General features: G+C 68.2%; 23 protein-coding genes. 5 read left to right on the plus strand and 18 right to left on the minus strand.

Annotated elements, in window-relative coordinates; translation table 11 throughout:
• Positions 1 to 50: 50 nt before the first annotated feature.
• On the plus strand, positions 51 to 698 hold the full coding sequence (locus tag E9536_RS32570; RefSeq protein ID WP_027788379.1) for a TetR/AcrR family transcriptional regulator C-terminal domain-containing protein: 648 nt from the start codon (positions 51 to 53) through the stop codon (positions 696 to 698).
• Between the two features lie 73 nt (positions 699 to 771).
• Here the strand turns inward: E9536_RS32570 and E9536_RS32575 are convergent, their stop codons facing one another.
• From E9536_RS32575 to edd, 4 genes are all read right to left on the minus strand, one after another.
• Positions 772 to 1,275 carry a gluconokinase gene (locus tag E9536_RS32575; protein ID WP_027788380.1) on the minus strand — a complete coding sequence of 168 codons (504 nt, stop codon included), beginning with the start codon at positions 1,273 to 1,275 and terminating at the stop codon, positions 772 to 774.
• Positions 1,276 to 1,288: 13 nt separating this feature from the next.
• On the minus strand, positions 1,289 to 2,650 hold the full coding sequence (locus tag E9536_RS32580) for a GntP family permease (protein ID WP_136472157.1): 1,362 nt from the start codon (positions 2,648 to 2,650) through the stop codon (positions 1,289 to 1,291).
• Between the two features lie 219 nt (positions 2,651 to 2,869).
• The gene (eda, locus tag E9536_RS32590) at positions 2,870 to 3,496 is read right to left on the minus strand and encodes a bifunctional 4-hydroxy-2-oxoglutarate aldolase/2-dehydro-3-deoxy-phosphogluconate aldolase (RefSeq protein WP_011350938.1); all 627 of its coding nucleotides are present in this window, start codon (positions 3,494 to 3,496) and stop codon (positions 2,870 to 2,872) included.
• Between the two features lie 19 nt (positions 3,497 to 3,515).
• Complete coding sequence (gene edd, locus E9536_RS32595; protein WP_021158788.1) at positions 3,516 to 5,372, minus strand: phosphogluconate dehydratase; 1,857 nt, start codon at positions 5,370 to 5,372, stop codon at positions 3,516 to 3,518.
• A gap of 293 nt (positions 5,373 to 5,665) precedes the next feature.
• On the opposite strand from edd, the gene E9536_RS32600 reads away from it, so the two are divergent.
• Positions 5,666 to 6,514, plus strand: coding sequence for a MurR/RpiR family transcriptional regulator (locus E9536_RS32600; RefSeq protein ID WP_021158790.1), 849 nt, complete (start codon positions 5,666 to 5,668; stop codon positions 6,512 to 6,514).
• A 96-nt stretch (positions 6,515 to 6,610) separates the two neighbouring features.
• On the opposite strand, the gene E9536_RS32605 is transcribed toward E9536_RS32600, so the two are convergent.
• The 9 genes from E9536_RS32605 to bamE all read right to left on the minus strand — a co-directional run bounded on the left by E9536_RS32605 (position 6,611) and on the right by bamE (position 15,901).
• On the minus strand, positions 6,611 to 7,033 hold the full coding sequence (locus E9536_RS32605) for a CopD family protein (RefSeq protein ID WP_011350935.1): 423 nt from the start codon (positions 7,031 to 7,033) through the stop codon (positions 6,611 to 6,613).
• A 19-nt stretch (positions 7,034 to 7,052) separates the two neighbouring features.
• A complete protein-coding gene (locus tag E9536_RS32610; protein ID WP_060085815.1) occupies positions 7,053 to 8,324 on the minus strand; it encodes a glutamate-5-semialdehyde dehydrogenase in 1,272 nt (423 codons plus the stop codon).
• A gap of 135 nt (positions 8,325 to 8,459) precedes the next feature.
• Positions 8,460 to 9,554: a DNA polymerase III subunit delta gene (gene holA, locus E9536_RS32615; RefSeq protein ID WP_027788384.1), complete on the minus strand. Its 1,095-nt coding sequence runs from the start codon at positions 9,552 to 9,554 to the stop codon at positions 8,460 to 8,462.
• 18 nt (positions 9,555 to 9,572) lie between these two features.
• Positions 9,573 to 10,127 (minus strand): LPS assembly lipoprotein LptE, encoded by a 555-nt coding sequence (lptE, locus tag E9536_RS32620; RefSeq protein WP_027788385.1) that lies wholly within the window; start codon positions 10,125 to 10,127, stop codon positions 9,573 to 9,575.
• 38 nt (positions 10,128 to 10,165) lie between these two features.
• Positions 10,166 to 12,760, minus strand: a complete 2,595-nt coding sequence (leuS, locus tag E9536_RS32625; protein WP_059697827.1) for a leucine--tRNA ligase — start codon at positions 12,758 to 12,760, stop codon at positions 10,166 to 10,168.
• A gap of 292 nt (positions 12,761 to 13,052) precedes the next feature.
• Positions 13,053 to 13,514, minus strand: a complete 462-nt coding sequence (locus E9536_RS32630; protein WP_136472159.1) for a biopolymer transporter ExbD — start codon at positions 13,512 to 13,514, stop codon at positions 13,053 to 13,055.
• 24 nt (positions 13,515 to 13,538) lie between these two features.
• Complete coding sequence (locus E9536_RS32635; protein ID WP_027788388.1) at positions 13,539 to 14,207, minus strand: MotA/TolQ/ExbB proton channel family protein; 669 nt, start codon at positions 14,205 to 14,207, stop codon at positions 13,539 to 13,541.
• Between the two features lie 18 nt (positions 14,208 to 14,225).
• Positions 14,226 to 15,023: a 4-hydroxy-tetrahydrodipicolinate reductase gene (gene dapB / locus E9536_RS32640; protein ID WP_021159286.1), complete on the minus strand. Its 798-nt coding sequence runs from the start codon at positions 15,021 to 15,023 to the stop codon at positions 14,226 to 14,228.
• A gap of 62 nt (positions 15,024 to 15,085) precedes the next feature.
• Positions 15,086 to 15,901: an outer membrane protein assembly factor BamE gene (gene bamE / locus E9536_RS32645; protein WP_059697831.1), complete on the minus strand. Its 816-nt coding sequence runs from the start codon at positions 15,899 to 15,901 to the stop codon at positions 15,086 to 15,088.
• A 142-nt stretch (positions 15,902 to 16,043) separates the two neighbouring features.
• On the opposite strand from bamE, the gene fur reads away from it, so the two are divergent.
• A complete protein-coding gene (gene fur, locus E9536_RS32650) occupies positions 16,044 to 16,472 on the plus strand; it encodes a ferric iron uptake transcriptional regulator (protein ID WP_006400349.1) in 429 nt (142 codons plus the stop codon).
• A 224-nt stretch (positions 16,473 to 16,696) separates the two neighbouring features.
• Here fur and E9536_RS32655 read toward each other — a convergent pair whose 3' ends face one another.
• The 3 genes from E9536_RS32655 to E9536_RS32665 all read right to left on the minus strand — a co-directional run bounded on the left by E9536_RS32655 (position 16,697) and on the right by E9536_RS32665 (position 19,672).
• The gene (locus E9536_RS32655) at positions 16,697 to 17,221 is read right to left on the minus strand and encodes an ureidoglycolate lyase (RefSeq protein ID WP_059687211.1); all 525 of its coding nucleotides are present in this window, start codon (positions 17,219 to 17,221) and stop codon (positions 16,697 to 16,699) included.
• 14 nt (positions 17,222 to 17,235) lie between these two features.
• Positions 17,236 to 18,243 (minus strand): allantoicase, encoded by a 1,008-nt coding sequence (gene alc / locus E9536_RS32660; protein WP_060169927.1) that lies wholly within the window; start codon positions 18,241 to 18,243, stop codon positions 17,236 to 17,238.
• Positions 18,244 to 18,349: 106 nt separating this feature from the next.
• On the minus strand, positions 18,350 to 19,672 hold the full coding sequence (locus E9536_RS32665) for a C4-dicarboxylate transporter DctA (RefSeq protein WP_021159282.1): 1,323 nt from the start codon (positions 19,670 to 19,672) through the stop codon (positions 18,350 to 18,352).
• 213 nt (positions 19,673 to 19,885) lie between these two features.
• Between E9536_RS32665 and E9536_RS32670 the strand changes: the two genes are divergently transcribed.
• Complete coding sequence (locus E9536_RS32670; protein WP_021159281.1) at positions 19,886 to 20,608, plus strand: FCD domain-containing protein; 723 nt, start codon at positions 19,886 to 19,888, stop codon at positions 20,606 to 20,608.
• 45 nt (positions 20,609 to 20,653) lie between these two features.
• Here E9536_RS32670 and cynR read toward each other — a convergent pair whose 3' ends face one another.
• Positions 20,654 to 21,544: a transcriptional regulator CynR gene (gene cynR / locus E9536_RS32675; RefSeq protein WP_027788392.1), complete on the minus strand. Its 891-nt coding sequence runs from the start codon at positions 21,542 to 21,544 to the stop codon at positions 20,654 to 20,656.
• A gap of 312 nt (positions 21,545 to 21,856) precedes the next feature.
• Here cynR and E9536_RS32680 point away from each other — a divergent pair, with 312 nt between their 5' ends.
• The gene (locus E9536_RS32680) at positions 21,857 to 23,056 is read left to right on the plus strand and encodes an MFS transporter (protein WP_059697834.1); all 1,200 of its coding nucleotides are present in this window, start codon (positions 21,857 to 21,859) and stop codon (positions 23,054 to 23,056) included.
• 107 nt (positions 23,057 to 23,163) lie between these two features.
• Here the strand turns inward: E9536_RS32680 and E9536_RS32685 are convergent, their stop codons facing one another.
• On the minus strand, positions 23,164 to 24,222 hold the full coding sequence (locus E9536_RS32685; RefSeq protein ID WP_059484616.1) for an L-idonate 5-dehydrogenase: 1,059 nt from the start codon (positions 24,220 to 24,222) through the stop codon (positions 23,164 to 23,166).
• Positions 24,223 to 24,228 lie beyond the last annotated feature (6 nt).

Here is a 24,228-nt window from a genome sequence, read left to right on the forward strand (position 1 = left end):
CTTTCGTCAAGTTTACAGCCGGTGCCGCACCGGCACACCGGCCCGTATCGATGAAAGACAAACCCGCCCAGGGCCCGCGCGGCCTCGACAAGGATGCGATCGTCGCGGCAGCGCTCGCGCTGCTCGAAGACGTCGGCGAAGCCGCGTTCAGCGTGCGCAAGCTCGCGCAGTCGGTCGGCTGCGACCCGATGAGCGTGCTGTACCACTTCAAGTCGAAGGAAGGCCTGAGCCGCGCGATCGCGAACGCGCTGTCGCGCTCGCTCGTGCCGGTCGACGCCACACTGCCGTGGCGCGAACGGCTGCGAGATCTCGCGCGCCAGTACCGCGCGCTCGCGCTGCGCTACCCGGCCGCGTTCGCACTGCTGCAGCGGCACATGAGTACCGGGCCGGCCGATCTCGCGCACATCGAGGCCGTGCATCGCGCGCTGGCCGACGCCGGCATCCCGCGCGCGGCGCTGCCATCGGTTTGCGTCGGCTGGTATGCGAGCGTGATCGGGCTTGCCGCGGCCGAAGCCGGCGGCCTCACGCGCGCCGCGAACGACGTCGAGCTCGCGGAAATGGAAGCGCTGTCGGACGCCGCGCATCCGCTCGTCAAGGCGGCCGCCCCGCTCTACGCGCAGCTCGATCCGGCAGCCGTGCACGACACGATGCTCGACGTACTGCTCGACGGCATCGCGAAGCAGGCGCCCACGGCCTGACCGGCCCGCCGGCCGCCAACGCAAAAGGCGCCCCGAGGGGCGCCTTTTGCGTGATGAATGCCGCGAACCGCGCTCAGTGCTGCTGCGCGATGCCGATCTTCAGCATGACCTGATCGACGATCTGTTCGGGCGTCAGCTCGATGCTGACCTCGATCGCTTCGTCCGGGCCCGGTTCCTCGAGCGTGTCGAGCTGGCTCTTCAGCAGCGACGGATCGAAGAAATGGCCGGTGCGGCTCTTCAGGCGCTCGTGCAACACCTCGAACGAACCCTTCAGATATACGAACCGCACGTCGGTGTCGGTGCCGCGCAGCACGTCGCGGTACGACCGCTTCAGCGATGAGCACGTGAACACGGCCGTCTCGCCCGCGCGCTGCTTTTCCTCGATGGCCGCGCGGATCGTGCGCAGCCACGGCCAGCGGTCGTCGTCGGTCAGCGGAATGCCGTGATGCATCTTTTCCTTGTTCGCCGCGCTGTGAAACGCGTCGCCGTCGGTATAGCTGCACGACAGGCGTTCCGCCAGCATTTCGCCGATTCGCGATTTGCCCGCGCCCGACACGCCCATTGCGATCAGAATCATTGACTACCCCTTGTTACAAAACCATGCTCAGCAGCAGCGTGAAGCTCAGGCCGAGAATCGAGATGATCGTTTCGAGCAGCGTCCAGGTCTTGAACGTCTGGCCGACCGTCATCCCGAAATATTCCTTGATCAGCCAGAAGCCGCCGTCGTTCACGTGCGAGAAGATCAGCGAGCCCGAGCCCGTTGCGAGCACCAGCAGCTCCGGACGGACCGCCACCCCCGATGCCGCCGCGATCGGTGCGACGATGCCGCAGGCCGTCGTCATCGCGACCGTTGCCGAGCCCGTGGCCAGACGAATCAGCGCGGCGACGAACCAGCCGAGCAGCAGCGGCGACAGGTGCGCCTGCGTGGCCGTTGCGACGATCTGCTGCGAGATCCCGCTATCACGCAGGATACCGCCAAAGCCGCCGCCCGCGCCGACGATCAGCGTGATCCCGGCGATCGGCGCCAGGCACTCGCCGCAGAACTTCTGGATCTGGTCGCGGTTGAAGCCCTGCAGCTTGCCGAACGTGAAGAAGCTCACGAGCACGGCGATCAGCAGCGCGACGTCCGAGTTGCCGGCAAAGCGCAGCAGGTTGTTCGGCAGCGTCTTCGGCGCGAACAGCAGGTCGGCCCAGCTGCCGACCAGCATCAGGATCACCGGCAGCAGGATCGTGAACAGCGTGATGCCGAAGCCCGGCAGTTCGCGCTTCTTGCCTTCGGTGTGCGTGTCGACGAATTGCGCGGCGAGCGGGTTGTTCTCCGGCAGCTTCACGAACTTCGAGATCGTCAGCGCGAACAGCGGGCCCGCGACGATCGCGGTCGGCACGCCGACGATCAGGCCGAATGCGATCGTCTTGCCGATATCGGCGCCGTACTGCTGGACCGCGAGCAGTGCGGCCGGGTGCGGCGGGATCAGCCCGTGCACGACCGACAGGCCGGCCACCATCGGCAGGCCGACGACGAGCAGCGACTTGCCGGTGCGCTTCGCGACGTTGAACGCGATCGGGATCAGCAGCACGAAGCCGACTTCGAAGAACACCGGCAGGCCGACGATGATCGCGACGAACATCATCGCCCAGTGGATGTTCTTTTCACCGAACCAGTCGATCAGCGTGGTCGCGATCCGTTCGGCGCCGCCCGATTCGGCCATCATCTTGCCGAGCATCGTGCCGAGGCCGACGACGATCGCGATGTGGCCGAGCGTATTGCCGTTGCCCGTCTCGAACGACTTGACGATCTTGTCCATCGGCATCCCGACCACCAGGCCGAGGCCGAGCGACACGATGATGAGCACCAGGAACGGATAGATCTTGAACCGCGCGATCATCACGATCAACGCCACGATCGCGATCACGGTATAGATGAGCAGCATGCTGCCTTGGACAGCCCCCATGTGGACTCCTCCTTGGGATTATTCGAACCGGGCGATCGTTGCGAGTATGCCCGGCTATGCAGGTCTCCGAAACAGCGGGGAGACCCCCACCGTCAGGACGCTGAATTTTACTTATCTTTACGGTTCGCGGATAGAACCGGTTCCATCAGCAAAAACCCTCGGTAAAACAAGCACTAAGCGCTTGTCTTCCGAGGGTCAAACCATCATTCCGTACAAGTCTTAACGGGGAAGCTGGCTCGCGGCTTGCGCGAGACGCGTGACTTCGGCCCAGTCCTGCGCGGCGAGCGCGGCCTTCGGCGTGAGCCACGAGCCGCCGACGCACACCACGTTCGGCAGCTTCAGGAAATTCGGGGCGGTTTCGACCGTGATGCCGCCGGTCGGGCAGAACTTCAGCGCCGGGAACGGGCCGTGGAACGCCTGCAGCATCGGCACGCCGCCCGCTTGTTGAGCAGGGAAGAATTTCACGATCTCGTAGCCGAATTCGAGTGCCTGGATGATGTCGCTCGGCGTCATCACGCCCGGCAGCAGCGGCAGGCCCGCGTCGAGCGACGCGAGGTGCAGCTCTTTCGTCAGCCCCGGCGACACGCCGAACTTCGCGCCCGCGCGCTTCGCCTGCTCGCAATGCTCGGGCTTCGTGATCGTGCCGACGCCGACGACGATGTCGTCCGCGAGCTGGCTCGCGCGCTGGATCGCTTCCAGGCCGGCCGGCGTGCGCAGCGTGATCTCGAGTACCTTCACGCCGCCCGCGTGCAACGCGCGCGACACGTGTTCACCCTGCTCGACCGAGTCGAACGCGAGCACCGGGATGACCGGGCCCAGCTTCACGATTTCAGCAATCGTCTTCATTGAATTGGCTCCTTGAAATTCATGCGGCGACGTGGGCGGCCGATTCGCCGACCAGCGCGCCGAAAACCGATGCGCCCTGCTCGGCCGGCGCGGCGGCCGCGCGGAACACGCCGAACAGTTCACGCCCGAAACCGACCTCGTTCTCGGCCTGGTGCAGCGGCTGCGCGACCGGGCGCGCCTGCCACTCGGCGGCGTCGACCTCGATGTCGAGCACGCCGGCTTCGGCGTCGATCACGAGCGTATCGCCCGTCTTCACCTTGCCGAGCGGGCCGGCCAGCAGCGCTTCCGGCGACACGTGGATCACGGCCGGCACCTTGCCCGACGCGCCCGACATGCGGCCGTCGGTGACAAGCGCGACGTGGAAGCCCTGATCCTGCAGCACGCCGAGCAGCGGCGTCAAACGGTGCAGCTCGGGCATCCCGTTCGCGCGCGCGCCCTGGAAGCGCACGACCGCGACGAAATCGCGCTTCAGCTCGCCGCGATCGAAGGCTTCCTGCACGGCTTCCTGCGAATCGAACACGATCGCGGGCGCCGTCACCTTGCGGTGCTCGGGCGCGACCGCCGAAATCTTGATGACGCCGCGGCCGAGCCGGCCCTGCATCAGGCGCAGGCCGCCGTCCGGCTGGAACGGGTCGCGGATGCCGCGCAGCACCTTCGTGTCGTGGCTCTCGGCCGCGCCGTCGACCCACGTCAGCTTGCCGTCGATCAGCTTCGGCTCCTTCGTGTAGTGCGACAGGCCCTTGCCCGCGACGGTCGTCACGTCTTCATGCAGCAGCCCGCCTTCGAGCAGGTTGCGCACCAGGAAGGCCACGCCACCCGCGGCGTGGAAGTGGTTCACGTCGGCCTTGCCGTTCGGGTAGATCTTCGCGAGCAGCGGCACGACGGCCGACAGTTCGTCGAAGTCGTTCCAGTCGATCAGGATGCCGGCCGCGCGTGCGATCGCGACGAGGTGCAGCGTGTGGTTGGTCGAGCCGCCCGTCGCGAGCAGCGCGACGATCCCGTTGACGATCGCCTTCTCGTCGATCACATGGCCGATCGGCGTGTAGTGGCCGCGTTCGACGGTCAGGTCGAGCACGCGGCGCGCGGCCTCGGCCGTCAGCGCGGTGCGTAGCGGCGTGTGCGGATGAACGAATGCCGAGCCCGGCAGGTGCAGCCCCATCAGCTCCATCAGCATCTGGTTGCTGTTCGCGGTGCCGTAGAACGTGCAGGTGCCGTGGCCGTGATACGCGGCCGATTCGGCTTCGAGCAGCGCGTCGCGGCCGACCTGGCCGGTCGCGAACTGCTGGCGGATCTTCGCCTTGTCGTCGTTCGACAGGCCGCTCGTCATCGGGCCGGCCGGCACGAAGATCGTCGGCAGATGGCCGAACTGCAGCGCGCCGATCAGCAGGCCCGGCACGATCTTGTCGCAGATGCCGAGGCAGAGCGCCGCGTCGAACATGTTGTGCGTGAGCGCGATCGCCGTGCCCATCGCGATTGCCTCGCGCGAGAACAGCGACAGCTCCATCCCCGGGTTGCCCTGCGTGACGCCGTCGCACATCGCCGGCACGCCGCCCGCGAACTGCGCGACGCCGCCGTTCTCGCGCGCGGCCGCCTTGATGATCTCGGGGAAATCCTTGTACGGCGCGTGCGCGGACAGCATCTCGTTGTACGAGGACACGATGCCGATGTTCGGCTCGCGGATCGCCTTGATCGAGAACTTGTCGTTGCCCTCGAGGCCCGCGAAACCGTGCGCGAGGTTCGCGCACGACAGTGCGCCGCGTGCCGGGAACTTGCCCTGCGCGCCGTCGATGCGCTGCAGATAGGCGGAACGGGTCGATTGGCTGCGGGCGATCACGCGTTCGGTGACCTTCGCCAGAGTGGGGTGTAGCGATGTCATGCTGGGCGCTCCTGTATGCCGGCCGACACCGGCGGTTGGAATCGTGGGGACGATCGAGTGCATCGAACGAACGAAGCCAGTCTAGTAGAAAAACTACAAGCGCGCAATGTCGATCCGCACGTGCGCAACCCTTATTCCCGCCACCAGCAAGGCTTTACCTAGTGAAAACCCTAATCATCGGTATCCCACGTGCCATGAAATGCCGACAAATCAGCTAGCAATTTGATGTAGATTTTCTACAATTCGATTGCGATACACTCGCTCATCCGAACCCGATTTCTGCCTGCCCGTCCATGCTGCCCCGCATAGAAGCGATCCGCGCCGAGTTGCGCCCGTCCGAGCGCAAGCTCGCCGACTACATCCTCGCCGCGCCGCGCGAGGTGCTCGACCTCGCGATGACCGAGCTGTCGACGCGCGCGGGCGTCAGCCAGCCGACGATCGCGCGGTTCTGCCAGGCGCTCGGCTGCAGCGGCTTCCGCGAATTCAAGATCCGGCTCGCGCAGAGCGTCGCGCCGGGCGTGTCGTCGGTCTATCGCGACGTCGAGCCCGACGAACCGGCGCCCGGCATCATCGGCAAGGTGTTCGACCGTACGATCGGCGCGCTGATCGAGGTGCGCAACAGCCTGTCGGCCGGCAGCGTCGCCGAAGCGATCGCGCTGCTGTCGAACGCATCGCGGATCGAGTTCTACGGCGCCGGCGGCTCCGGCATCGCCGCGCAGGACATCCAGCACAAGTTCTTCCGGCTCGGCGTGCCGAGCGTCGCGTATTCGGACCCGCACACGTTCTCGATGTCGTCGGCGCTGCTCGGGCCGCACGACGTCGTCGTCGCGATCTCGAACACCGGCCGCACGCGCGACATCGTCGACGCCGCGCGCTCCGCGCTCGCGTGCGGCGCGAAAGTCGTCGCGATCACGCAGAGCCATTCGCCGCTCGCGAAGCTCGCGACGGTGAGCCTCGCGTCGAACGTCGCGGAGGAAACCGACGTGTTCTCGCCGATGACGTCGCGGATGTCGCATCTCGCGATCGGCGACATCCTCGCTGTCGGCGTCGCGCTGTCGCGCGGCCCCGCGCTCATGGAACGGGTCGGCCGCGCGAAGGAAGCGATCACGCGGCGCCGGATCGACGACGGCACGAAGGATTGAGCAGGCGGCAGGCAGCGCGCGCGTAAACGACGAACGGCGCCCCGAGGGGCGCCGTTGCGCAGGGTTCCGCACCGGCAACCGCGCCGGCCACGCCGCTCAAAACGGCTTGATCACGACCAGCGCGACCGCCGCGAGCATGCCGAGCACCGGCAGCTCGTTGAACACGCGATACCACTTGTCGGTGCGGCGGTTCTCGCCACGCTCGAACACCCGCAGCAGGTGCCCGCAATAGGCGTGATAGACGATGAGCAGCAGCACGACCGTCACCTTCGCGTGGATCCAGCCCTGCCCCTGCCCGATGCCGATCGAAAGCCACAGCCACAACCCGCAGGCCAGCGCCGGCACCGCGATCATCGTCATGAAGCGGAACAGCTTGCGCGCCATCAGCAACAGGCGCCGCACGGCGGCCGGATCGGTTTCCATCGCCAGGTTCACGTAGATGCGCGGCAGGTAGAAGAGCCCCGCGAACCACGCGGCGATCAGAACGATATGGAACGTCTTGACCCAGAGCATCGCCATCGGTTGTGTGCCTCGCTTGTTATTGGCGGCCTTCGCCGTGCCCGAGCACGACGTACTTCAGCGACGTCAGCCCTTCCAGGCCGACGGGGCCGCGTGCGTGCAGCTTGTCGTTCGAGATGCCGATTTCCGCGCCGAGGCCAAATTCGAAACCGTCCGCGAAACGCGTCGACGCGTTGACCATCACGCTCGCCGAATCGACTTCGCGCAGGAACCGCATCGCGCGGTCGTGATCCTCGGTGACGATCGCATCCGTGTGATGCGAGCCGTAATGGTTGATGTGCTCGATCGCGGCGTCGAGGCCGTCGACGACCTTGATCGCGAGCACCGGCGCGAGATACTCGGTGTGCCAGTCTTCCTCGGTGGCATCGACGAGCGGGCCGACGCCCGCATCGGCGAGCACCGCGCGCGCGGCCGCATCGACGCGCAGCTCGACCTGCTTGTCGCGATACAGCTGGCCGAGCGGCGGCAGCAGCTTCGCCGCGACACCGCTCGCGACGAGCAGCGTCTCCATCGTGTTGCAGGTGCCGTAGCGGTGCGTCTTCGCGTTGTCGCAGACGGTCAGCGCCTTGCCGAGGTCGGCGCGATCGTCGACGTACACGTGGCAAATGCCGTCGAGGTGCTTGATCATCGGCACGCGGGCCTCGTTGATCAGGCGCTCGATCAGGCTCTTGCCGCCGCGCGGCACGATCACGTCGACGTATTCGGTCATCGTGATCAGCTTGCCGACCGCCGCGCGATCGGCCGTCGCGACGACCTGCACCGCATCCTGCGGCAGGCCGGCGGCTTCGAGCCCTTCGCCGATCAGCTTCGCGAGCGCCGCGTTCGATTCGAGCGCTTCGGAGCCGCCGCGCAGGATCGTCGCGTTGCCCGACTTCAGGCACAGCGCGGCCGCGTCGATCGTCACGTTCGGGCGCGATTCGTAGATGATGCCGATCACGCCGAGCGGCACCCGCATCTGGCCCACCTGGATTCCGCTCGGGCGGTACTTGAGGTTGCCGATCTCGCCGATCGGATCGGCCAGCGACGCAACCTGGCGCAAGCCCTCGACCATCGTCTTCAGCGCCTTGTCCGACAGCGTCAGGCGATCGACGAACGCTGCATCGAGCCCCTTTTCACGGGCACGGGCGACATCGCGAGCATTCGCGTCCTTCAGTGCCTGCGCGTCGCGTTCGATCGCGCGAGCCACGGCGTCGAGTGCCGCGTTCTTCGCGGCCGTGCTGGCGCGCGCCATCGCGCGGGAAGCGTGCCGGGCGCGACGGCCCAGGTCGGTCATGTACTGATCGATATCCATCGTGTGACTCGAGAAGCGCGCCGCGCTGGGCGGCATGAATTCGTGGGGAAGCGTGGACGGCGGCCGGAGAGCCGCGCCCGTGATCGAAACATTGTATGCGGGTTGCGCAGCGCGCGCTGAAGGCCCGGACGGGACTTAGCGTCGCACGCGGCCCGCGGTCGGCGGTCGCTCGCCGCGGGCACCGGCCACCGTCATCGCGAGCTGGAACAGCCCGTCCCACGGATCGGGCGGCGGCTCGTCCTGCGTGCGGCGGCCCGGCACGACGGCCGTGAGCCCCTTGACCTGCCGGTCGAGCTTCGCGGCAAACGCGAGTGCCTTCTCGAGCACGGCTTCCGACACACGGTTCAGCGCGGGGCCGATCAGCCGCTCGCGCGGCCCCCACACGCGGTTCTCGCGCAGCAGCGTCGCCAGCGGCTTGCCGGCCGTCGTGCCGCGCTTGATCCGCAGCAGCGTGCGCAGTTCCTCGACGACGGCCCACATCACCAGCACGATCGCCTCGCCCTCGCCCTTCAGCCCGTCGATCATCCGCGCAAGCCGCGCGGCGTCGCCGGCGAGCATCGCTTCGTTCAGCTTGAAGACGTCGTAACGCGCGACGTTCAGCACCGCGTCGTGCACCTGCTCGAACGACAGCGCGCCCTGCGGATACAGCAGCCCGAGCTTCTGGATTTCCTGGTGCGCGGCGAGCAGGTTGCCTTCGACGCGCTCGGCGATGAACTGCAGCGCGCGCCGCCCGTCTTCGCCGGGCGCGGCGCGCTGGCCCTGCATCGCGAGACGCTGGCCGATCCAGTTCGGCAGCTGCGCGCGGTCGACCGGATCGATCTTCAGCGCGACGCCACCGTTCTGCAGCGCGGTAAACCAGGCGGATTTCTGCGTGGCCGCGTCGAGGCGCGGCAACGTGACGAGCATCAGCGCGTCTGGGTTGGGCGTGGCCGCGAGCGTCTTCAGTGCGTCGGCGCCTTCCTTGCCGGGCTTGCCCGACGGAATGCGCAGCTCGATCAGCTGGCGCTCGCCGAACAGCGACATCGCCTGGGTCGCGCCGAGCAGCACGCTCCAGTCGAAACCGCGCTCGACCGTATGCACCGAACGCTCGGTGAAACCGGCCGCACGCGCGGCTGCACGAATGCGGTCGCACGCCTCCTGCGCGAGCAGCGGCTCGTCGCCGTACACGGTATAGAGCCCGGCCAACCCCTTCGCGAGGTGCGGCTCCAGTGCATCAAGTCGCAATTGCATCGGTGCGTATGCCGTCGATCAGAGCGGCGGCGGCGGCAACGGCGCGCGCGGCGCGACACCCGGCACCACGTCTTCCGGCGCCGGCGTCAGCGAGTGGACGATCGCGAGACGCCGCATCAGCTGGTCGACCGCGTCGTTCTGCATGTCGCCGTACAGGATGTCGGCTTCCTGCGCCTTCGCGTTCGTGTACTGGTCGCTGTACGTCATCGCGCGATTCAGCGCGATCGCGCTCGGCGGGATCAGCACGGTGCCGTCCTTGCTCGTGAGCGTGTAGCTCAGCGTATAGAACAGTGCGTATTCCTGCGCCGAGCCGAACTTGTTGAGCGTCAGCGTATTCTGCCCGCGCGACTCCCACATGCGCAGCACGGCATCGGCGTCGTCCGCCGACTTGACGATCTTCGTGTCGCTGCCGGCCTCGACGAGGCGCACGAAGCGCGCCTCGACCGGCGCCGGCGCGCCGACGATCAGCAGGTGCTTGAACGCGTAGTCCTGCTGGCCGCGCAACTGGAAGCCGCATGCCGACAGCGCGACCGCGCTGCCGACGGCGAGCATCAAAAACGATCTGCGGATCACCTTCGCTCCTTCTGGGTACGTCCGACGGCCGGCGGCCGTCAGACGACGATGTTCACGAGGCGGCCCGGCACGACGACGATCTTCTTCGCCGGCTTGCCGTCGCTGAACTTCGCGAACGCTTCGTCGGCCACCGCCGCAGCTTCGATCGCCTCGCGGCTCGCGTCCTTCGCGACCTTCAGCGCGCCGCGCACCTTGCCGTTCACCTGCAGCACGAGTTCGATCTCGGCCTGCTCGAGCGCGGCCTCGTCGACCTTCGGCCACGGTGCGTCGAGCAGCGGGCCGAATTCGTCCGCATAGCCGAGCGCCTTCCACAGCTCGAACGTGACGTGCGGCACGACCGGGTACAGCACGCGCAACAGCACGCCGTACGTTTCGCGCAGCACGCCGGGCGTCGCGCCCTTCGCGCCGTCGATCGCGTTCAGCATCTTCATCGCGGCCGACACGACCGTGTTGTACTGCAGGCGCTGGTAATCGAAATCGGCCTGCTTCAGCACGCTGTAGATTTCGCGGCGCAGCGCCTTGTCGGCTTCGCCGAGCGCGGCCGCATCGAAGCCCGCGCGCGCGGCGAGCGCTTCACGGTTCGTCGCACCGAAGCTCCACACGCGGCGCAGGAAGCGGCTCGCACCCTCGACGCCCGCGCCCGACCACTCGAGCTGCTGCTCGGGCGGCGCGGCGAACATCGTGAACAGGCGCGCGGTATCGGCGCCGTACTGGTCGATCAGCACCTGCGGATCGACACCGTTGTTCTTCGACTTCGACATCTTCTCGATGCCGCCGAGCACGACCGGCTGGCCGTCCGTGTTCAGCGTCGCGCCGACCGGGCGGCCCTTGTCGTCGTGCGTGACCGTCACGTCGGCCGGGTTGTACCAGGTCTTCTTGCCGGAAGCGTCTTCACGGTAGAACGTCTCGTTCAGCACCATCCCCTGCGTGAGCAGGTTCTTCGCCGGCTCGCCGAACTTCACGAGGCCGAGGTCGCGCATCACCTTGGTCCAGAAGCGCGAATACAGCAGGTGCAGGATCGCGTGCTCGATGCCGCCGATGTATTGATCCATCGGCATCCAGTAATCGGTGCGCGCGTCGACCATCGTCTCGGCGTCCGGCGCCGTGTAGCGCGAGAAGTACCACGACGAATCGACGAAGGTGTCCATCGTGTCGGTTTCGCGCTTCGCGGCCGCGCCGCACTTCGGGCACGAACAGTTCAGGAACGCTTCCGACTTCGCGAGCGGGTTGCCCGAGCCGTCCGGCACGAGGTCTTCCGGCAGCACGACGGGCAGATCCTGCTCGGGCACCGGCACGTCGCCGCACGACGGGCAGTGGATGATCGGGATCGGCGTGCCCCAGTAGCGCTGGCGCGATACGCCCCAGTCGCGCAGGCGCCACGTGACCTGCTTGTCGCCGAAACCGCCGGCGTTCAGGTCGGCCGCGACCGCGTCGACGGCTTCCGTGTAGCGCAGGCCGTCGTACTTGCCGCTGTTCACGCAGACCGCGGTTTCCTTGTCGCCGTACCACTCCTGCCATGCGTCGAGCGAGTACTGCTGGCCTTCGGCCGAGATCACCTGCCTGATCGGCAGATCGTATTTCTTCGCGAACGCGAAATCGCGCTCGTCGTGGCCCGGCACGCCCATCACCGCGCCTTCGCCATAGCTCATCAGCACGTAGTTGCCGATCCACACCTCGACCGGCTCGCCGGTCAGCGGGTGCGTGACCGAGAAGCCCGTCGCGACGCCCTTCTTCTCCATCGTCGCGACGTCGGCCTCGGCGACACCGCCGCGCTTGCATTCGTCGATGAACGCGAGCAGCTCGGGCTTGTCCTGCGCGAGGCGCGTGGCCAGCGGATGCTCGGCCGCGATCGCGCAGAACGTGACGCCCATGATGGTATCGGCGCGCGTCGTGAACACGCGCAGCAGCTTCTTCTCGCCGTCGAGTTCGTACGGGAAGCCGAAGTTCACGCCGAAGCTCTTGCCGATCCAGTTCTGCTGCATGATCTTCACGCGCTCGGGCCAGCCGAGGCCGTCGAGGTCGTTCAGCAGCTCATCCGCGTACTGCGTGATGCGCAGGTAGTACATCGGGATCTCGCGCTTCTCGACGAGCGCGCCCGAGCGCCAGCCGCGGCCGTCGATCACCTGCTCGTTCGCGAGCACGGTCTGGTCGACCGGGTCCCAGTTCACGGTGCCCGTCTTCTTGTACGCGATGCCCTTCTCGAGCATCTTCAGGAACAACCACTGGTTCCACTTGTAGTAGTCCGGCTTGCACGTCGCGATCTCGCGCGACCAGTCGATCGCGAGGCCCATCGACTGCATCTGGCCCTTCATGTAGTCGATGTTGTCGTAGGTCCACTTCGCGGGCGGCACGCCGTTCGCCATCGCGGCGTTCTCGGCCGGCATCCCGAACGCGTCCCAGCCCATCGGCATCAGCGTGTTGTAGCCGTTCATCCGCAGATAGCGGTACATCACGTCGTTGATCGTGTAGTTGCGCACGTGACCCATGTGCAGCTTGCCGGACGGGTACGGCAGCATCGACACGCAGTAGAACTTCGGCTTCTGCGAATCTTCCTGCGTCTTGTAGGCATCGGCTGCGCGCCAGTCGCCCTGGGCGGCGGCTTCGACGTCGGCGGGTACGTATCTCTCGTGCATGGTGTGGTTCGGACTAGGCTTTAAGCGGCGCGACGGCGCGCGCAGGAGTGGATCGAAAATCGTGCTTGCCCGGCGGACCGGCAGGTTCGCTGTTGCCGGACCTGTTCACGGTTTCCGGGAATTTTCCGGGCAACCCGCAGCATGCCCGGGTAGCCTGGAAAATTCCGGGTTACCTGTGAAAAGAGCCTGCCAACCGGGAAAAACGTTGATTATACCGCCCGCGCCGGCCCATTCGACCGGTCTTGCGGCGGGCGGCCCGATCCTGCGCCAGGGACAGGCCCGCCGGATCCGCTCAGCGGTTGGCCGGCACGGCAGGCGCCGCCGCGGAACCGCCCGCCTGCGGCGGCACGTCGGTCACGAAGCCGATCCGCGTGAGGCCGGCGGCCTGCGCGGCGCCCATCACCCGCGCGATCACGTCGTAGCGGGTCGCGCGCGACGCTCGCAGCCGCAGCTCGGGCGGCGCACCGCCCGCGGCGGCGGCCCGGAAGCGCGCGGGCAGCGCGTCGAGCGCCACCGGCGTGTCGTCCCAGTACAGCTTGCCCGCGTCGTCGATCGACAAGGTGACGGATTGCGGCGTGTCGCGCGCGACGCTGGCCGCGACCTTCGGCAGGTCGAGCCGGATCGCGTGCGTCATCAGCGGCGCGGTGATGATGAAAATGACGAGCAGCACCAGCATCACGTCGATCAGCGGCGTCATGTTGATCTCCGCCATCGGCGCGGACGTCTTGTGGTGCTCGAGTCCGCCGAATGCCATGGTCGCTCCTCCGGAATGGACGCGTCAGGCTTCCTGCGCGCACACGAACACGTGCAGGTCGCGCGCGAAACCGTCGAGTTCCTCGGCGAGCTGCCGCACGAGCCGCCCGAGGATGTTGTAGGCCAGTACCGCGGGAATCGCGACCACGAGCCCGAACGCGGTCATGATCAGCGCCTCGCCGACCGGCCCCGCGACGCTCTCGATCTGCGCCTGCCCGCTCGCGGCGATGCTGCCGAGCGCGTGATAGATGCCCCACACGGTGCCGAGCAGCCCGACGAACGGCGCGGTGCTGCCGATCGACGCGAGCAGCACCTGGCCGAACTCGAGGCGCCGCTGCGAGCGCAGCATCGCGTGCCGCAACGCACGCAGCACGCGTTCGCCGCGCTCGACGCGCGCGGCCAGCGCGGCCGGGTCGTGATCGTCGGCCGCATCGCGCGCGGCTTCGGCGAGCGGCACGAACACGCGCTCGCGGTCGGCGCCGGCGAGCGCGGTTATGCCCGCGTCGAGCGACGGCGCGCGCCAGAACGCGGCGAGCGCGCGCGGCCCCTGCCGCTTCGCGCGGACCAGCAGCCAGGCTTTCATGAGGAGGAAGCACCAGCTGGCGACGGACATCGCCAGCAGCACATAGGCGACGGCATGCGTGATCGCATCGCCGCTTTCGAGGTAGTGGACAACGCCGGTGGGTATCGCCATCGGAGTTTCCCCGTGGGGTCAGCGCAGGCCGAGCACGTCCTGCATGTCGAACAGGCCGGCGCCGCGCGCCGACAGGAAGCGGACCGCGCGCAGCGCGCCCTGCGCATACGACACGCGGCTCGACGACTTGTGCGTGATCTCGATGCGCTCGCCGATCCCGGCGAACAGCACGGTGTGATCGCCGACGATGTCGCCGCCGCGCACCGCCGCGAAGCCGATCGACGACGGATCGCGTTCGCCCGTCACGCCGTGGCGGCCGTACACCGCGCAATCGTCGAGCGAGCGCCCGAGCGCGCCGGCGACCGCTTCGCCCATCATCAGCGCGGTGCCCGACGGCGCGTCGACCTTGTGGCGGTGATGCGCCTCGATGATCTCGATGTCGTAGCCGTGCGAGAAGTGCTTCGCCGCGAATTCGAGCAGCTTCAGCGTGACGTTCACGCCGACGCTCATGTTCGCCGCGAACACGATGCCGATCTTGCCCGCCGCGGCCTGCAGCCCGGCCTTCTGCTCGGCGGTGAAGCCGGTCGTGCCGATCACGAGCTTCACGTCGTGGCGCAGCGCGGCCTCGATATGGGCCATCGTGCCTTCCGGACGCGTGAAGTCGATCAGGTAGTCGGCCTGCGCGAACACGGCGTCGAGATCGGCGGTCAGCCTGACCCCGGTTTCCTTGCCGAGGAACGCGCCGGCGTCCTGGCCGAGGAACGGCGAATCGGCGCGGTCGAGCGCGCCGACGAGCTGCGCGTCGGAATCGTTGAGAACGGCTTCGATCAGCATCCGGCCCATACGGCCCGATGCGCCGGCAATCGCAATCTTCATGGCTTTCTACACGACAGGTCTAAAGGCGGGCGGCGCATGCCGCCCTGTTTCCGCGCGCGGGCTTATTGCGCCGGCGCGGTGAGCGGCTGGTTCTGCAGCGTGTCGGAGCCTTGCGGGCCGACCGGCGGCGACGCCTCGTTCGACGCGTTCGGCGGCGGCGGACGATGGAACTGGAACTGCGGCTGGATCGCCGGAACCGCGCCCGGCGGCTGGCCGCCCGGCACCGGCGCACCGCCGGCAGCCTGCGTGGACGGCGTGAACCGCCGCGCAGCCGTGCCCTGGCCCGACACCTGGTTGGTCGCGCGGTTCGCCGCGCGGGCGGCCTGCGCGTTCGCATCCTGGTCGACCACCGCGCCGGACGCCGGCACGGTGGACGGGCTCGCGACCGTCTCCGGCGCCGGCGCGCTCGCCGCCTGTGCGGCGCTCGCGGCGGCGGCAGCCTCGGCGGCCTTCTTCGCCGCTGCGGCCGCCTTCGCCTTCTTGCCGCCACGGTCGCCGTCGATGTCGGCCAGCAGGTCGAGTTCCGAAGGCAGGTTGTCCGCCCCCGTCCAGCCCGCGACGCGATCGCCCGAGAACGTCACGACGAGATCGCGCTGCTGGACGACCGCCGTCGAGCCGCGCTTGAAGTAGAAGAGGTAATCCCAGCGGTCGGCGTGGAACATGTCCGCCAGCAGCGGGGTGCCGAGCAGCGCGCGTACCTGCTCGCGCGACATGCCGACCTGCAGCTGCGAGGCTTTCTCCTGCGACACGAAGTTGCCTTGCACGACGGTGATCCGGTAGGGGGTGATGCTCTGCGCGATGCGCTGCGTCACGCTGTCGTACGACGAACAACCAGCCAGCGCGGCAACGGCGGCGGCAGCGATGATGACACTCCGCATGCGGCTCCTCTGAAAGTGCGAAAGAGATTCTGGAATCATTTCCCTCACCGTGCAGGCCCGCGTCGCAGGCCGCGCGTGTTTCTGGAACGGCGAAAAGCCGGTAACATTGAAGCCCTGCATTGTACTCTAGGGATGCCTAGCCATGACCAATCCGACGGATCTCAAGAATATCGGGCTAAAGGCCACCCTACCGCGCCTCAAGATTCTCGAGATCTTCCAGCAAAGCCCGGTGCGCCACCTGACCGCAGAAGACGTCTACCGGAACCTGCTCAACGAGCAGCTCGACATCGGGCTTGCCACCGTCTACCGCGTGCTGACGCAGTTCGAGCAGGCCGGCCTGCTGTCGCGCAGCAACTTCGAATCCGGCAAGGCCGTGTTCGAACTGAACGAAGGCTCGCACCACGACCACCTCGTGTGCCTCGATTGCGGCCGGGTCGAGGAATTCTTCGACGCCGAGATCGAAAGCCGCCAGCAGGCGATCGCGAAGGAGCGCGGCTTCCGGCTCCAGGAGCACTCGCTCGCGATGTACGGTTCCTGCACGACCGAGAACTGCCCGCACCGCAAGCACTGAGATCCAGCCGCGCGCGCGGCGCATCCAGGACGGCCCGGACGGCGATTCGCCTTCCGGGCCGTCTTCTTTTCGGGATACGCAGGAGGCGCCCGCCCGGGGAAACCGGCGGCGCACCGCCGCCCCACGGGCGGGCCCGCCCAGGCTTTCGCACACCCTTCGCGTTGCCTGCCCGGGCGGCCCCGGGTGACATCAGGCCGCCGGAGGGGCCGGCCTGCCCGCCTTCGTCATGCCGCGCCCGCGCAGGCCGGTTCGAACTCCAGCGCCCACGCGCGCTCGAGCGGGATTTCGTCGCAGTTCGGCTGCGGGCCGCCGCGATCGACGATCACGAAATCGCTGACCGCATCCAGCGCGAGCAGCGGATGGTGCCAGACGCCCTTCGCATAATTCACGCCCTGCCAGCCTTCCGCGAGGAACGCGCGCATTGCGTCGGGCCGGAACTCGCCGGCCGGCGCGACGACGATCGCGTAACGCGACACCGCCGCGAGCGGGATGAACGCCTGGCTGCCATGCGGATGGCGCTCCATCAGCGTGACCGCAACCGGCAGCGCACGCGGCTGCGCGCGGAACACACTGACGAGCGGGCGGCCGCCGTCCGCGCACACGTCGATCGTCGCGAGATCGTGGAAGCGCTCGGTCGTGCCGCCGTTGATCGGGAAATGGCGCGCGCCTTCGAGCGCGATCACGTCGCCGAACGGCGCGAACGCTTCGCGGGTCAGGCGCTCGACGCGCAGGATGCGGGATCCGCTCATGCCGTTGCCCTCCTTCAAGCCGGCTCGCCCCACAGACGCAGGCGCGACACGCCGCCGTCCGGGAAGATGTTGAAACGCACGTGCGTGACGGGGCCGAGCGCCGCAAGCTGGTCGAACGTGTGGACGTGGTCCATCGACAGCTTCTGCTCGCCGAGCAGTTCGGCCCAGAACATCGCCTGCGTGACGAGCGAGTCGTCGGTGCCGCCCGCCACCCTCGCGGCCTGCAGCGAGCAGCGGTCGGGGAAATTGCCCTTGAAGAACGCGGTATCGACCTCGACGCGCCGGATGATGCCCGGCCGCGCGAGCGCGACGATCGCCCAGTCGTTGCCGGGCTCGCGGCGGCGCCGCGTTTCCCAGCCGTCGCCCATGTTCGCGCCGCGCCCCGGCATCAGCATCTGCGATGCCGGGCCGAAGTGCTGGTTGTTCGCGGCCACCAGGTAGCCGCCGTTCTCGATCGCCGCGAGATCGACGAGCTCGCCGGCCGGCACCTGGCGCCAGTCGCGCTGCGGCTGGCCGTACACGCGCAGCCGCGCGAGGCCGCCGTCCGGGTACAGGTTCACGCGCAGGTGCGTATAAGGCTGCGCATCGTCGACGCTCACGTAGCGATGCGAATTGCCCTGCAGCGTCGTCGCCGGGACGATCGTGCGCCATTCGGCGTTGTCGGACGGCGTGTCGCCTTCCGCGACGCACGCGTCGATCGACGCGGCCGGCGGAAAGTTGCCGGTGAAATGGCTCGTGTCGAGGTCGACGCCGTGAATCACGCCCGGCCGCGCGAGCCGCACCACGCAGAAGTCGTGGCCGGTCGTGCGCTTGCGGCGCGTTTCCCAGCCGTCCATCCACTTGCCGTGGTCGTCGTACTTGCCGGGAATGAACACGGCCGGCTCGGGATTCAGCATGCGCTCCTTCGGCGCGAAGAACTCGTCGCTGGCAAAGAGCGCCTGCGCCCCGAGGCGCGGGTCGGCGAGGTTCATGTAACGCCGCGTAAACGCCGGCGCATCCGGATCGAGGATGGGGGCTGCCATGTCGTCTCCTGTAGTTTGATGAAGGGCCGGCGCATCGAGGCGCCGGCCACATGAATGCCAGGTGCGCGGGGCGGCCCGGGGCAAGGCCGCCCGCGCGGGGTCGCGCTCAGAGCGCGTGAGCCTGATCGCCGGCGACCGGCGCCGTGCGGTCTTCCTCTTCGGCCGGCACGTAGCGCAGCTCGCGGTTCAGCACGCGCTTCGCGCGGGCCCGGTCGATGTCGTTCTCCCACACCGCGACGACCACCGTCGCGACGCAGTTGCCGATCAGGTTGGTCAGCGCACGGGCGATGCCGACGAACCAGTCGACCGGCAGGATCAGCACGAGGCCGAGCACAGGAATCGCGGGGATCGCCGACAGCGTCGCCGCGAGGATCACGATCGCCGAGCCCGGGATCCCGTGCGCGCCCTTCGACGTGACGAGCGACACGAGCAGCACGACGATCAGGTCGTGCGTCGACAGCGGCGTGTTGGTGGCCTGCGCGATGAACAGCACGGCGAGCGTCAGGTAGATCGAGAAGCCGTCGAGGTTGAACGAATAGCCGGTCGGGATCACGAGGCCGACCGTCGAATCCTTCACGCCCATGTATTCGAGCTTGCGCATCACCTGCGGCAGCACCGCGTCCGACGACGCCGTGCCGAGCACGATCGACAGCTCCTCGCGCAGGTAGCGGATCAGCTTGAACACCGAGAAGCCCGCGAGCCGCATCACCACGCCGAGCACGACCGTGACGAACACGAAGCAGCTCAGGTAGAACACCGCGACCAGGTAGCCGAGCTGCTTGAGCGACGCGACGCCGTACTTGCCGGTCGTGAACGCGATCGCGCCGAGCACGCCGAGCGGCGCGAGCTTGATGATGAAGCCGATGATCCGGAAGAACACGTGCGACAGTTCCTCGATCAGCGAGTTGACGCGTTGCGCCTTGTCGCCGAGCAGCGACAGCGCGGAACCGAACAGCACCGCGAACACGAGGATCTGCAGGATGTCGCCCTTCGCGAACGCGTCGATCGCGGTCTCGGGGATGATCTTCATCAGGTAGCCGGCCGTATCCTTCAGGCTCTCGGCGTTCTTCGCGTACGACGCGAGCGACGACGCGTCGAGCGAGCGCAGGTCGATGTTCATCCCGACGCCCGGGCGCGTGACCCACGCGAGCACGAGGCCGATGCCGAGCGCGAGCGTCGTCATCACCTCGAAGTAGATGACGGCCTTCAGGCCGACCCGGCCGACCTTCTTCAGGTCGCCCGCGTTCGCCATCCCGCTGACCACGACGCAGAACACGATCGGCCCGATCACCATCTTGATGAGCTTCAGGAAGCCGTCGCCGAGCGGTCGCAGCGACTCGGCGAAATGCGGGAAGAACGCGCCTAGCGCGATCCCCAGGATCAATGCGACGACTACCCGGCCAAACAGCGAATTGAGGAATTTCGACACGGCGCTCTCCCGATCCAACGGTTGCAGTTTCGTCTGTTCATACTGGTAAGACCAGTGATGTTATGGTCGATAGTAGGAAGCCGATATAGTGGCGTCAAGGACGGACAAAATAGGGATTTCCCACCCCCTCCCCACCCGCCTGACACGCACCTAACAGGGGCAGATCGTGGCTTTCCCGTAGGGCGTCCATGCACCGCCTGCGTGCGGATTACAATGCCGGTCAGACCGGCCAAAGTTCACCTCATGAAAAACGTTCCGCATACCGTGACCGACGCCGCCATCGCGACGATCCGCGACCGGATCGAGGCAGGCGTGTATCCGGTCGGCAGCCTGCTGCCGGCCCAGCGCCAGCTCTCCGAGGAGCTGGAGATCAGCCGCGCGTCGCTGCGCGAGGCGCTGTCGACGCTCGAGGCGCTCGGGATGCTGCGCATCCGCGCGGGCAAGGGCGTGTATGTCGAAAGCGCGCAGGCCACGGCCGCCCATGCGTGGCGGTTCGCCGAGCAGTCGTCGCCGCCCGATACCTACCAGATGCGCTACGCGCTCGAAGGATTCGCCGCGCGAATGGCCGCGCACGTCGTCACCGACGACGACATCGCGTGGTTCGAGGACAATCTCGCCGACCTGCACGTCGCGCTCACCGAAAGCGAGCTCGACGCGGCATCGCAGCTCGACTTCGACTTCCACATGCGGATCATCCATCTCGCGGGCAACGCGGCGATCGAATCGATCCTGCGCAGCAGCGCCGACATCATGAAGGAAAGCCAGCGCATGCCGTTCTACCGGCGCGAGCTGCTGCTGTCGACGTGGACCGAGCACCGCGCGATCGTCGACGCGCTGATCGCACGCGATGCGGCCGCCGCGGGCACCGCGATCGAAACGCACATCGCGAACGCCGCGCAGCGCGCGGGCATCTTCTTCCCGACACCGCGCACCTGACGGCCCGGGCGGCCACGCGCCGCGCGCGCCGCCCCGTCGCACCGGTCAACCTCCCGACGGATCCCGATACGCGAGCGCACGCTCGATGAACGCGCGCGCCGCGACGCTGCGGTACGCGCCCTTGCGTGTCAGCAGCGCAGCCGTGCGCGCGGGCAGCGGCGGATCGATCTCCAGCGCGCACAGGTCGGCACTCTCGCGCGCGACCGCGTCGGGCAGCACCGTCGCGAGCCGGCCGCACCGCACGAGCTCCAGCACCGCGCTGACCGTATTCGTCTCGATCGCGATCTTCGGCCTCGCGCCGTGCTCGATGAAATAGCGGTCGATGCTCTCGCGCGTCGCGAACGCGCGGCTCAGCAGCACCAGCGGCTCGCCGCCGAGCTCGGCCGGCGTCAGCGCGCGGCGCCGCCGCGCAAGACGGTGCGTACGGCCCGTCACGAGCGCGAGCGGCTCGTCCCACAGCGGCAGTGCGTCGACGTCCGGCGCGCGCGGCGGCATGAACGCGAAGCCCGCGTCGAGCCGGTCGTCGGCGAGCAGCGCCTCGATGCGTTCCTGCGGCATCGCGTCGATCGTCAGCGCGACGTTCGGATAGTCGGCATGGAACGCGTCGATCAGCGAGCCGCTCAGGTAGGCCGCGAAGGTCGGCATCATCGCGAGCCGCAACGACCCGCCGCCGAGGCCGGCGACGTCGTGCAGCGCGCGCTGCCCCGTATCGAGTTCGTGCAGCGCGGCACGCGCGTGGCGCGCATAGACCTCGCCGAACTCGGTGAGCTGCACCGTGCGGCCCGATCGGTCGAACAGCTGCACGCCGAGCGTTTCCTCGAGCTGGCGGACCTGCTGCGACAGCGTCGGCTGCGACACATGCAGCGCGTCGGCCGCGCGCGTGAAACTGCGCTGCTCGGCGACGGCCAGGAAATAGCGGATGTGGCGGAGTAGCATGGCGGCCGACGTATTGGTTTTGCCAATGAAGAGCATAACGATCCAGTCTTGGACGCTATGGTTCGATTCCCGCATCATACGCACATCCGTTCCGGCGCATCGCACCTGCTTTCCGCACCGGAACGGCCCGCCCGGGCCCGCCTGCCTGCGCCCGCCGCACGACGATCCGCCGCCCGCCCGATCCGGGCCCGGCCGCGATCCGCCCGGCGCGCATCGGTTCACCGCCGATCCGTTGACGCCGGCCCCGATTTCCGTCACCCCGCGCAGCCGACGGCCCCGTGCCGCCGGCCGGCGCCGCTGTTTTTCGCGACCATGGAACCGCATCAAGACAACCACCCTCCCCTGACCCGCGGCATGACGCTGCTGTTCGCGTGCGCGTGCGGCATCGTCATCGGCAACATCTATTACGCGCAGCCGCTGCTCGCCGCGATCGCGCACAGCTTCGGCCGCGCGCCGACCGAACTCGGCTATCTCGTCACGCTGACGCAGCTCGGGTATGCGGCGAGCCTGCTGCTGATCGTCCCGCTCGGCGACGCGGTCAACCGCCACACGCTGATCGTGCGGCTGCTGATGCTCAACGTCGTCGCGCTGGCAGCGGTCACGTTCAGCACGAACTTCACGATGTTCGTCGTCGCGAACGTCGCGGTCGGCTTCGTCACCTGTTCGACGCAGCTGCTGGTGCCGTTCGCGGCGTCGCTCGCCGACGCGCGCTCGCGCGGCCGCGCGGTCGGCACCGTGATGAGCGGGCTGCTGCTCGGCATCCTGCTCGCGCGCGTCGCGGCCGGTGCGATCGCCGACGGGTTCGGCTGGCGGGCCGTGTACGGCATCGCCGCGGTGATGGTGCTCGCGCTGACGGCCGTGCTCGCCGTGAAGCTGCCGAAGGATCGCCGCGACGCGCGCCTCGACTATGCGGCGCTGATGAAGTCGCTCGTCGCGCTGGTGCGCGCGCAACCGCTGATCGCGCTGCGCTCCGCCTACGGCGCGCTCGTGTTCGCGTGCTTCAGCCTGCTGTGGACGGGCCTCACGTTCCTGCTGAGCCAGCCCCCGTACAGCTATTCCGAAGGGCAGATCGGCCTGTTCGGCGTCGTCGGCGCGGTGGGCGCGCTCGCGGCGACGTCGGCCGGCCGGCTGGTCGATCGCGGACACGGCAATGCCGCGACGGGGTTGTTCGCGGCGGCCGTGCTCGCGTCGTTCGCGCTGATCGCGACCGGCGCGCACTCGCTCGCGGCGCTGATCGCGGGCATCCTGCTGCTCGACGTCGGCGTGCAGGGCGTCCACATCTCGAACCAGAGCGTGATCTATGCGCTGGCCGGCAACGCGCGCAGCCGCGTGACGACGATCTACCTGACGAGCTACTTCATCGGCGGCGCGCTCGGGTCGTTCGCGGCGAGCGTCGCGTACGGCATCGACGGCTGGCGCGGCGTGTGCATCGCGGGCGCGGCGCTCGCGGGCGTGCTGGTCGTGTCGTGGCTCGCGTCGCAGCGCGCCGGCGCGCGGCAGGTCACGCAGTAATTCAGCGGGGCGTTTTCTCGTCACCATGAAAAAGGGCACGCCCCGCGAAGCGCGGGCGTGCCCTTTTCACGATCGCGTCGAGACAGTCGCGCGCCAGTGCGCGACCGTCACGCAGCCTCGTCGACGAAATCGATCAGCACCTTCATCGCACGCTGCCGGTCGCCGGCCAGTTCGAACGCGAGGTTCGCGTCGCGCATCGGGAACACGCGCGTGACGGCCGGCCGCAGGTCGACGCGCCCCGCATTGATGAGCTGCACCGCGAGCGCGAATTCCGCGTGAAAGCGGAACGAACCGCAGATCGACAGCTCCTTCGCGACCACGACGTTCTGCGGCAGGCTGACGTCGCCGCCGAGCCCGAGCTGCACGACGACCCCGCGCGGACGCATTACGTCCAGCCCGTCGCGCAGCGCGCGCGCATTGCCCGAACACTCGATCATCACGTCGAACGTGCCCTTGTCGGCGCTGTAGCGCTCGACCCATCCGGCGTCGGCCGCCGCGTTGATCGTGCGGTCGGCGCCGAGCGCGCTCGCCACTTCCAGCGGCGCCTCGACGACGTCGGTCGCGACGATCTCCGCCGCGCCGTGCACGCGCGCCGCCGCGACCGCGAGCACGCCGATCGGCCCGCAGCCCGACACGAGCACGCGCTTGCCGATCAGCGGGCCCGCGCGCGACACCGCATGCAGCCCGACCGCGAACGGTTCGGCGAGCGCCGCGAGCGACATCGGCACGTGATCGGCAACCTTCACGCACTGCACCGCGTCGCACACGAGCGCGTTGCGGAATGCGCCCTGCACGTGCGGCATCCGCATCGCGCTGCCGTAGAAGCGCATGTCGAGGCACTGGTTCGGCAGCCCTTCGAGGCAGTAGCGGCACGCACCGCACGGCCGGCTCGGATTGACCGCGACGCGATCGCCGACCTTCACCGACGTCACGTCCGGCGCGACTTCCGCGACCGTGCCGGCGACCTCGTGGCCGAGCACCATCGGCTGCTGCAGACGGATCGCACCGAAGCCGCCGTGCCGGAAGTAATGGAGATCGGAGCCGCAGATGCCGCCCATCGCAACCTCGACGCGCACCTGACCCGGGCCGATCTCGCCCGCGTCCTGCTCTTCCACCCGCAGGTCGTTCGGCCCGTGGATCACGACACACATGCAACGCATACGCATGACAGC

Origin of the sequence: Burkholderia sp. LS-044, from assembly GCF_004803625.1 — a bacterium.
Classification (GTDB): domain Bacteria; phylum Pseudomonadota; class Gammaproteobacteria; order Burkholderiales; family Burkholderiaceae; genus Burkholderia; species Burkholderia cepacia.

What these genes read in the sequence shown, in the direction of transcription:
- E9536_RS32570 (WP_027788379.1), top strand. Translation starts at nt 51, where the DNA reads ATGAAAGACAAACCCGCCCAGGGCCCGCGCGGCCTCGACAAGGATGCG.
- E9536_RS32575 (WP_027788380.1), bottom strand. Translation starts at nt 1,275, where the DNA reads ATGATTCTGATCGCAATGGGCGTGTCGGGCGCGGGCAAATCGCGAATC.
- E9536_RS32580 (WP_136472157.1), bottom strand. Translation starts at nt 2,650, where the DNA reads ATGGGGGCTGTCCAAGGCAGCATGCTGCTCATCTATACCGTGATCGCG.
- eda (WP_011350938.1), bottom strand. Translation starts at nt 3,496, where the DNA reads ATGAAGACGATTGCTGAAATCGTGAAGCTGGGCCCGGTCATCCCGGTG.
- edd (WP_021158788.1), bottom strand. Translation starts at nt 5,372, where the DNA reads ATGACATCGCTACACCCCACTCTGGCGAAGGTCACCGAACGCGTGATC.
- E9536_RS32600 (WP_021158790.1), top strand. Translation starts at nt 5,666, where the DNA reads ATGCTGCCCCGCATAGAAGCGATCCGCGCCGAGTTGCGCCCGTCCGAG.
- E9536_RS32605 (WP_011350935.1), bottom strand. Translation starts at nt 7,033, where the DNA reads ATGGCGATGCTCTGGGTCAAGACGTTCCATATCGTTCTGATCGCCGCG.
- E9536_RS32610 (WP_060085815.1), bottom strand. Translation starts at nt 8,324, where the DNA reads ATGGATATCGATCAGTACATGACCGACCTGGGCCGTCGCGCCCGGCAC.
- holA (WP_027788384.1), bottom strand. Translation starts at nt 9,554, where the DNA reads ATGCAATTGCGACTTGATGCACTGGAGCCGCACCTCGCGAAGGGGTTG.
- leuS (WP_059697827.1), bottom strand. Translation starts at nt 12,760, where the DNA reads ATGCACGAGAGATACGTACCCGCCGACGTCGAAGCCGCCGCCCAGGGC.
- E9536_RS32630 (WP_136472159.1), bottom strand. Translation starts at nt 13,514, where the DNA reads ATGGCATTCGGCGGACTCGAGCACCACAAGACGTCCGCGCCGATGGCG.
- E9536_RS32635 (WP_027788388.1), bottom strand. Translation starts at nt 14,207, where the DNA reads ATGGCGATACCCACCGGCGTTGTCCACTACCTCGAAAGCGGCGATGCG.
- dapB (WP_021159286.1), bottom strand. Translation starts at nt 15,023, where the DNA reads ATGAAGATTGCGATTGCCGGCGCATCGGGCCGTATGGGCCGGATGCTG.
- bamE (WP_059697831.1), bottom strand. Translation starts at nt 15,901, where the DNA reads ATGCGGAGTGTCATCATCGCTGCCGCCGCCGTTGCCGCGCTGGCTGGT.
- fur (WP_006400349.1), top strand. Translation starts at nt 16,044, where the DNA reads ATGACCAATCCGACGGATCTCAAGAATATCGGGCTAAAGGCCACCCTA.
- E9536_RS32655 (WP_059687211.1), bottom strand. Translation starts at nt 17,221, where the DNA reads ATGAGCGGATCCCGCATCCTGCGCGTCGAGCGCCTGACCCGCGAAGCG.
- alc (WP_060169927.1), bottom strand. Translation starts at nt 18,243, where the DNA reads ATGGCAGCCCCCATCCTCGATCCGGATGCGCCGGCGTTTACGCGGCGT.
- E9536_RS32670 (WP_021159281.1), top strand. Translation starts at nt 19,886, where the DNA reads ATGCCGGTCAGACCGGCCAAAGTTCACCTCATGAAAAACGTTCCGCAT.
- cynR (WP_027788392.1), bottom strand. Translation starts at nt 21,544, where the DNA reads ATGCTACTCCGCCACATCCGCTATTTCCTGGCCGTCGCCGAGCAGCGC.
- E9536_RS32680 (WP_059697834.1), top strand. Translation starts at nt 21,857, where the DNA reads ATGGAACCGCATCAAGACAACCACCCTCCCCTGACCCGCGGCATGACG.
- E9536_RS32685 (WP_059484616.1), bottom strand. Translation starts at nt 24,222, where the DNA reads ATGCGTATGCGTTGCATGTGTGTCGTGATCCACGGGCCGAACGACCTG.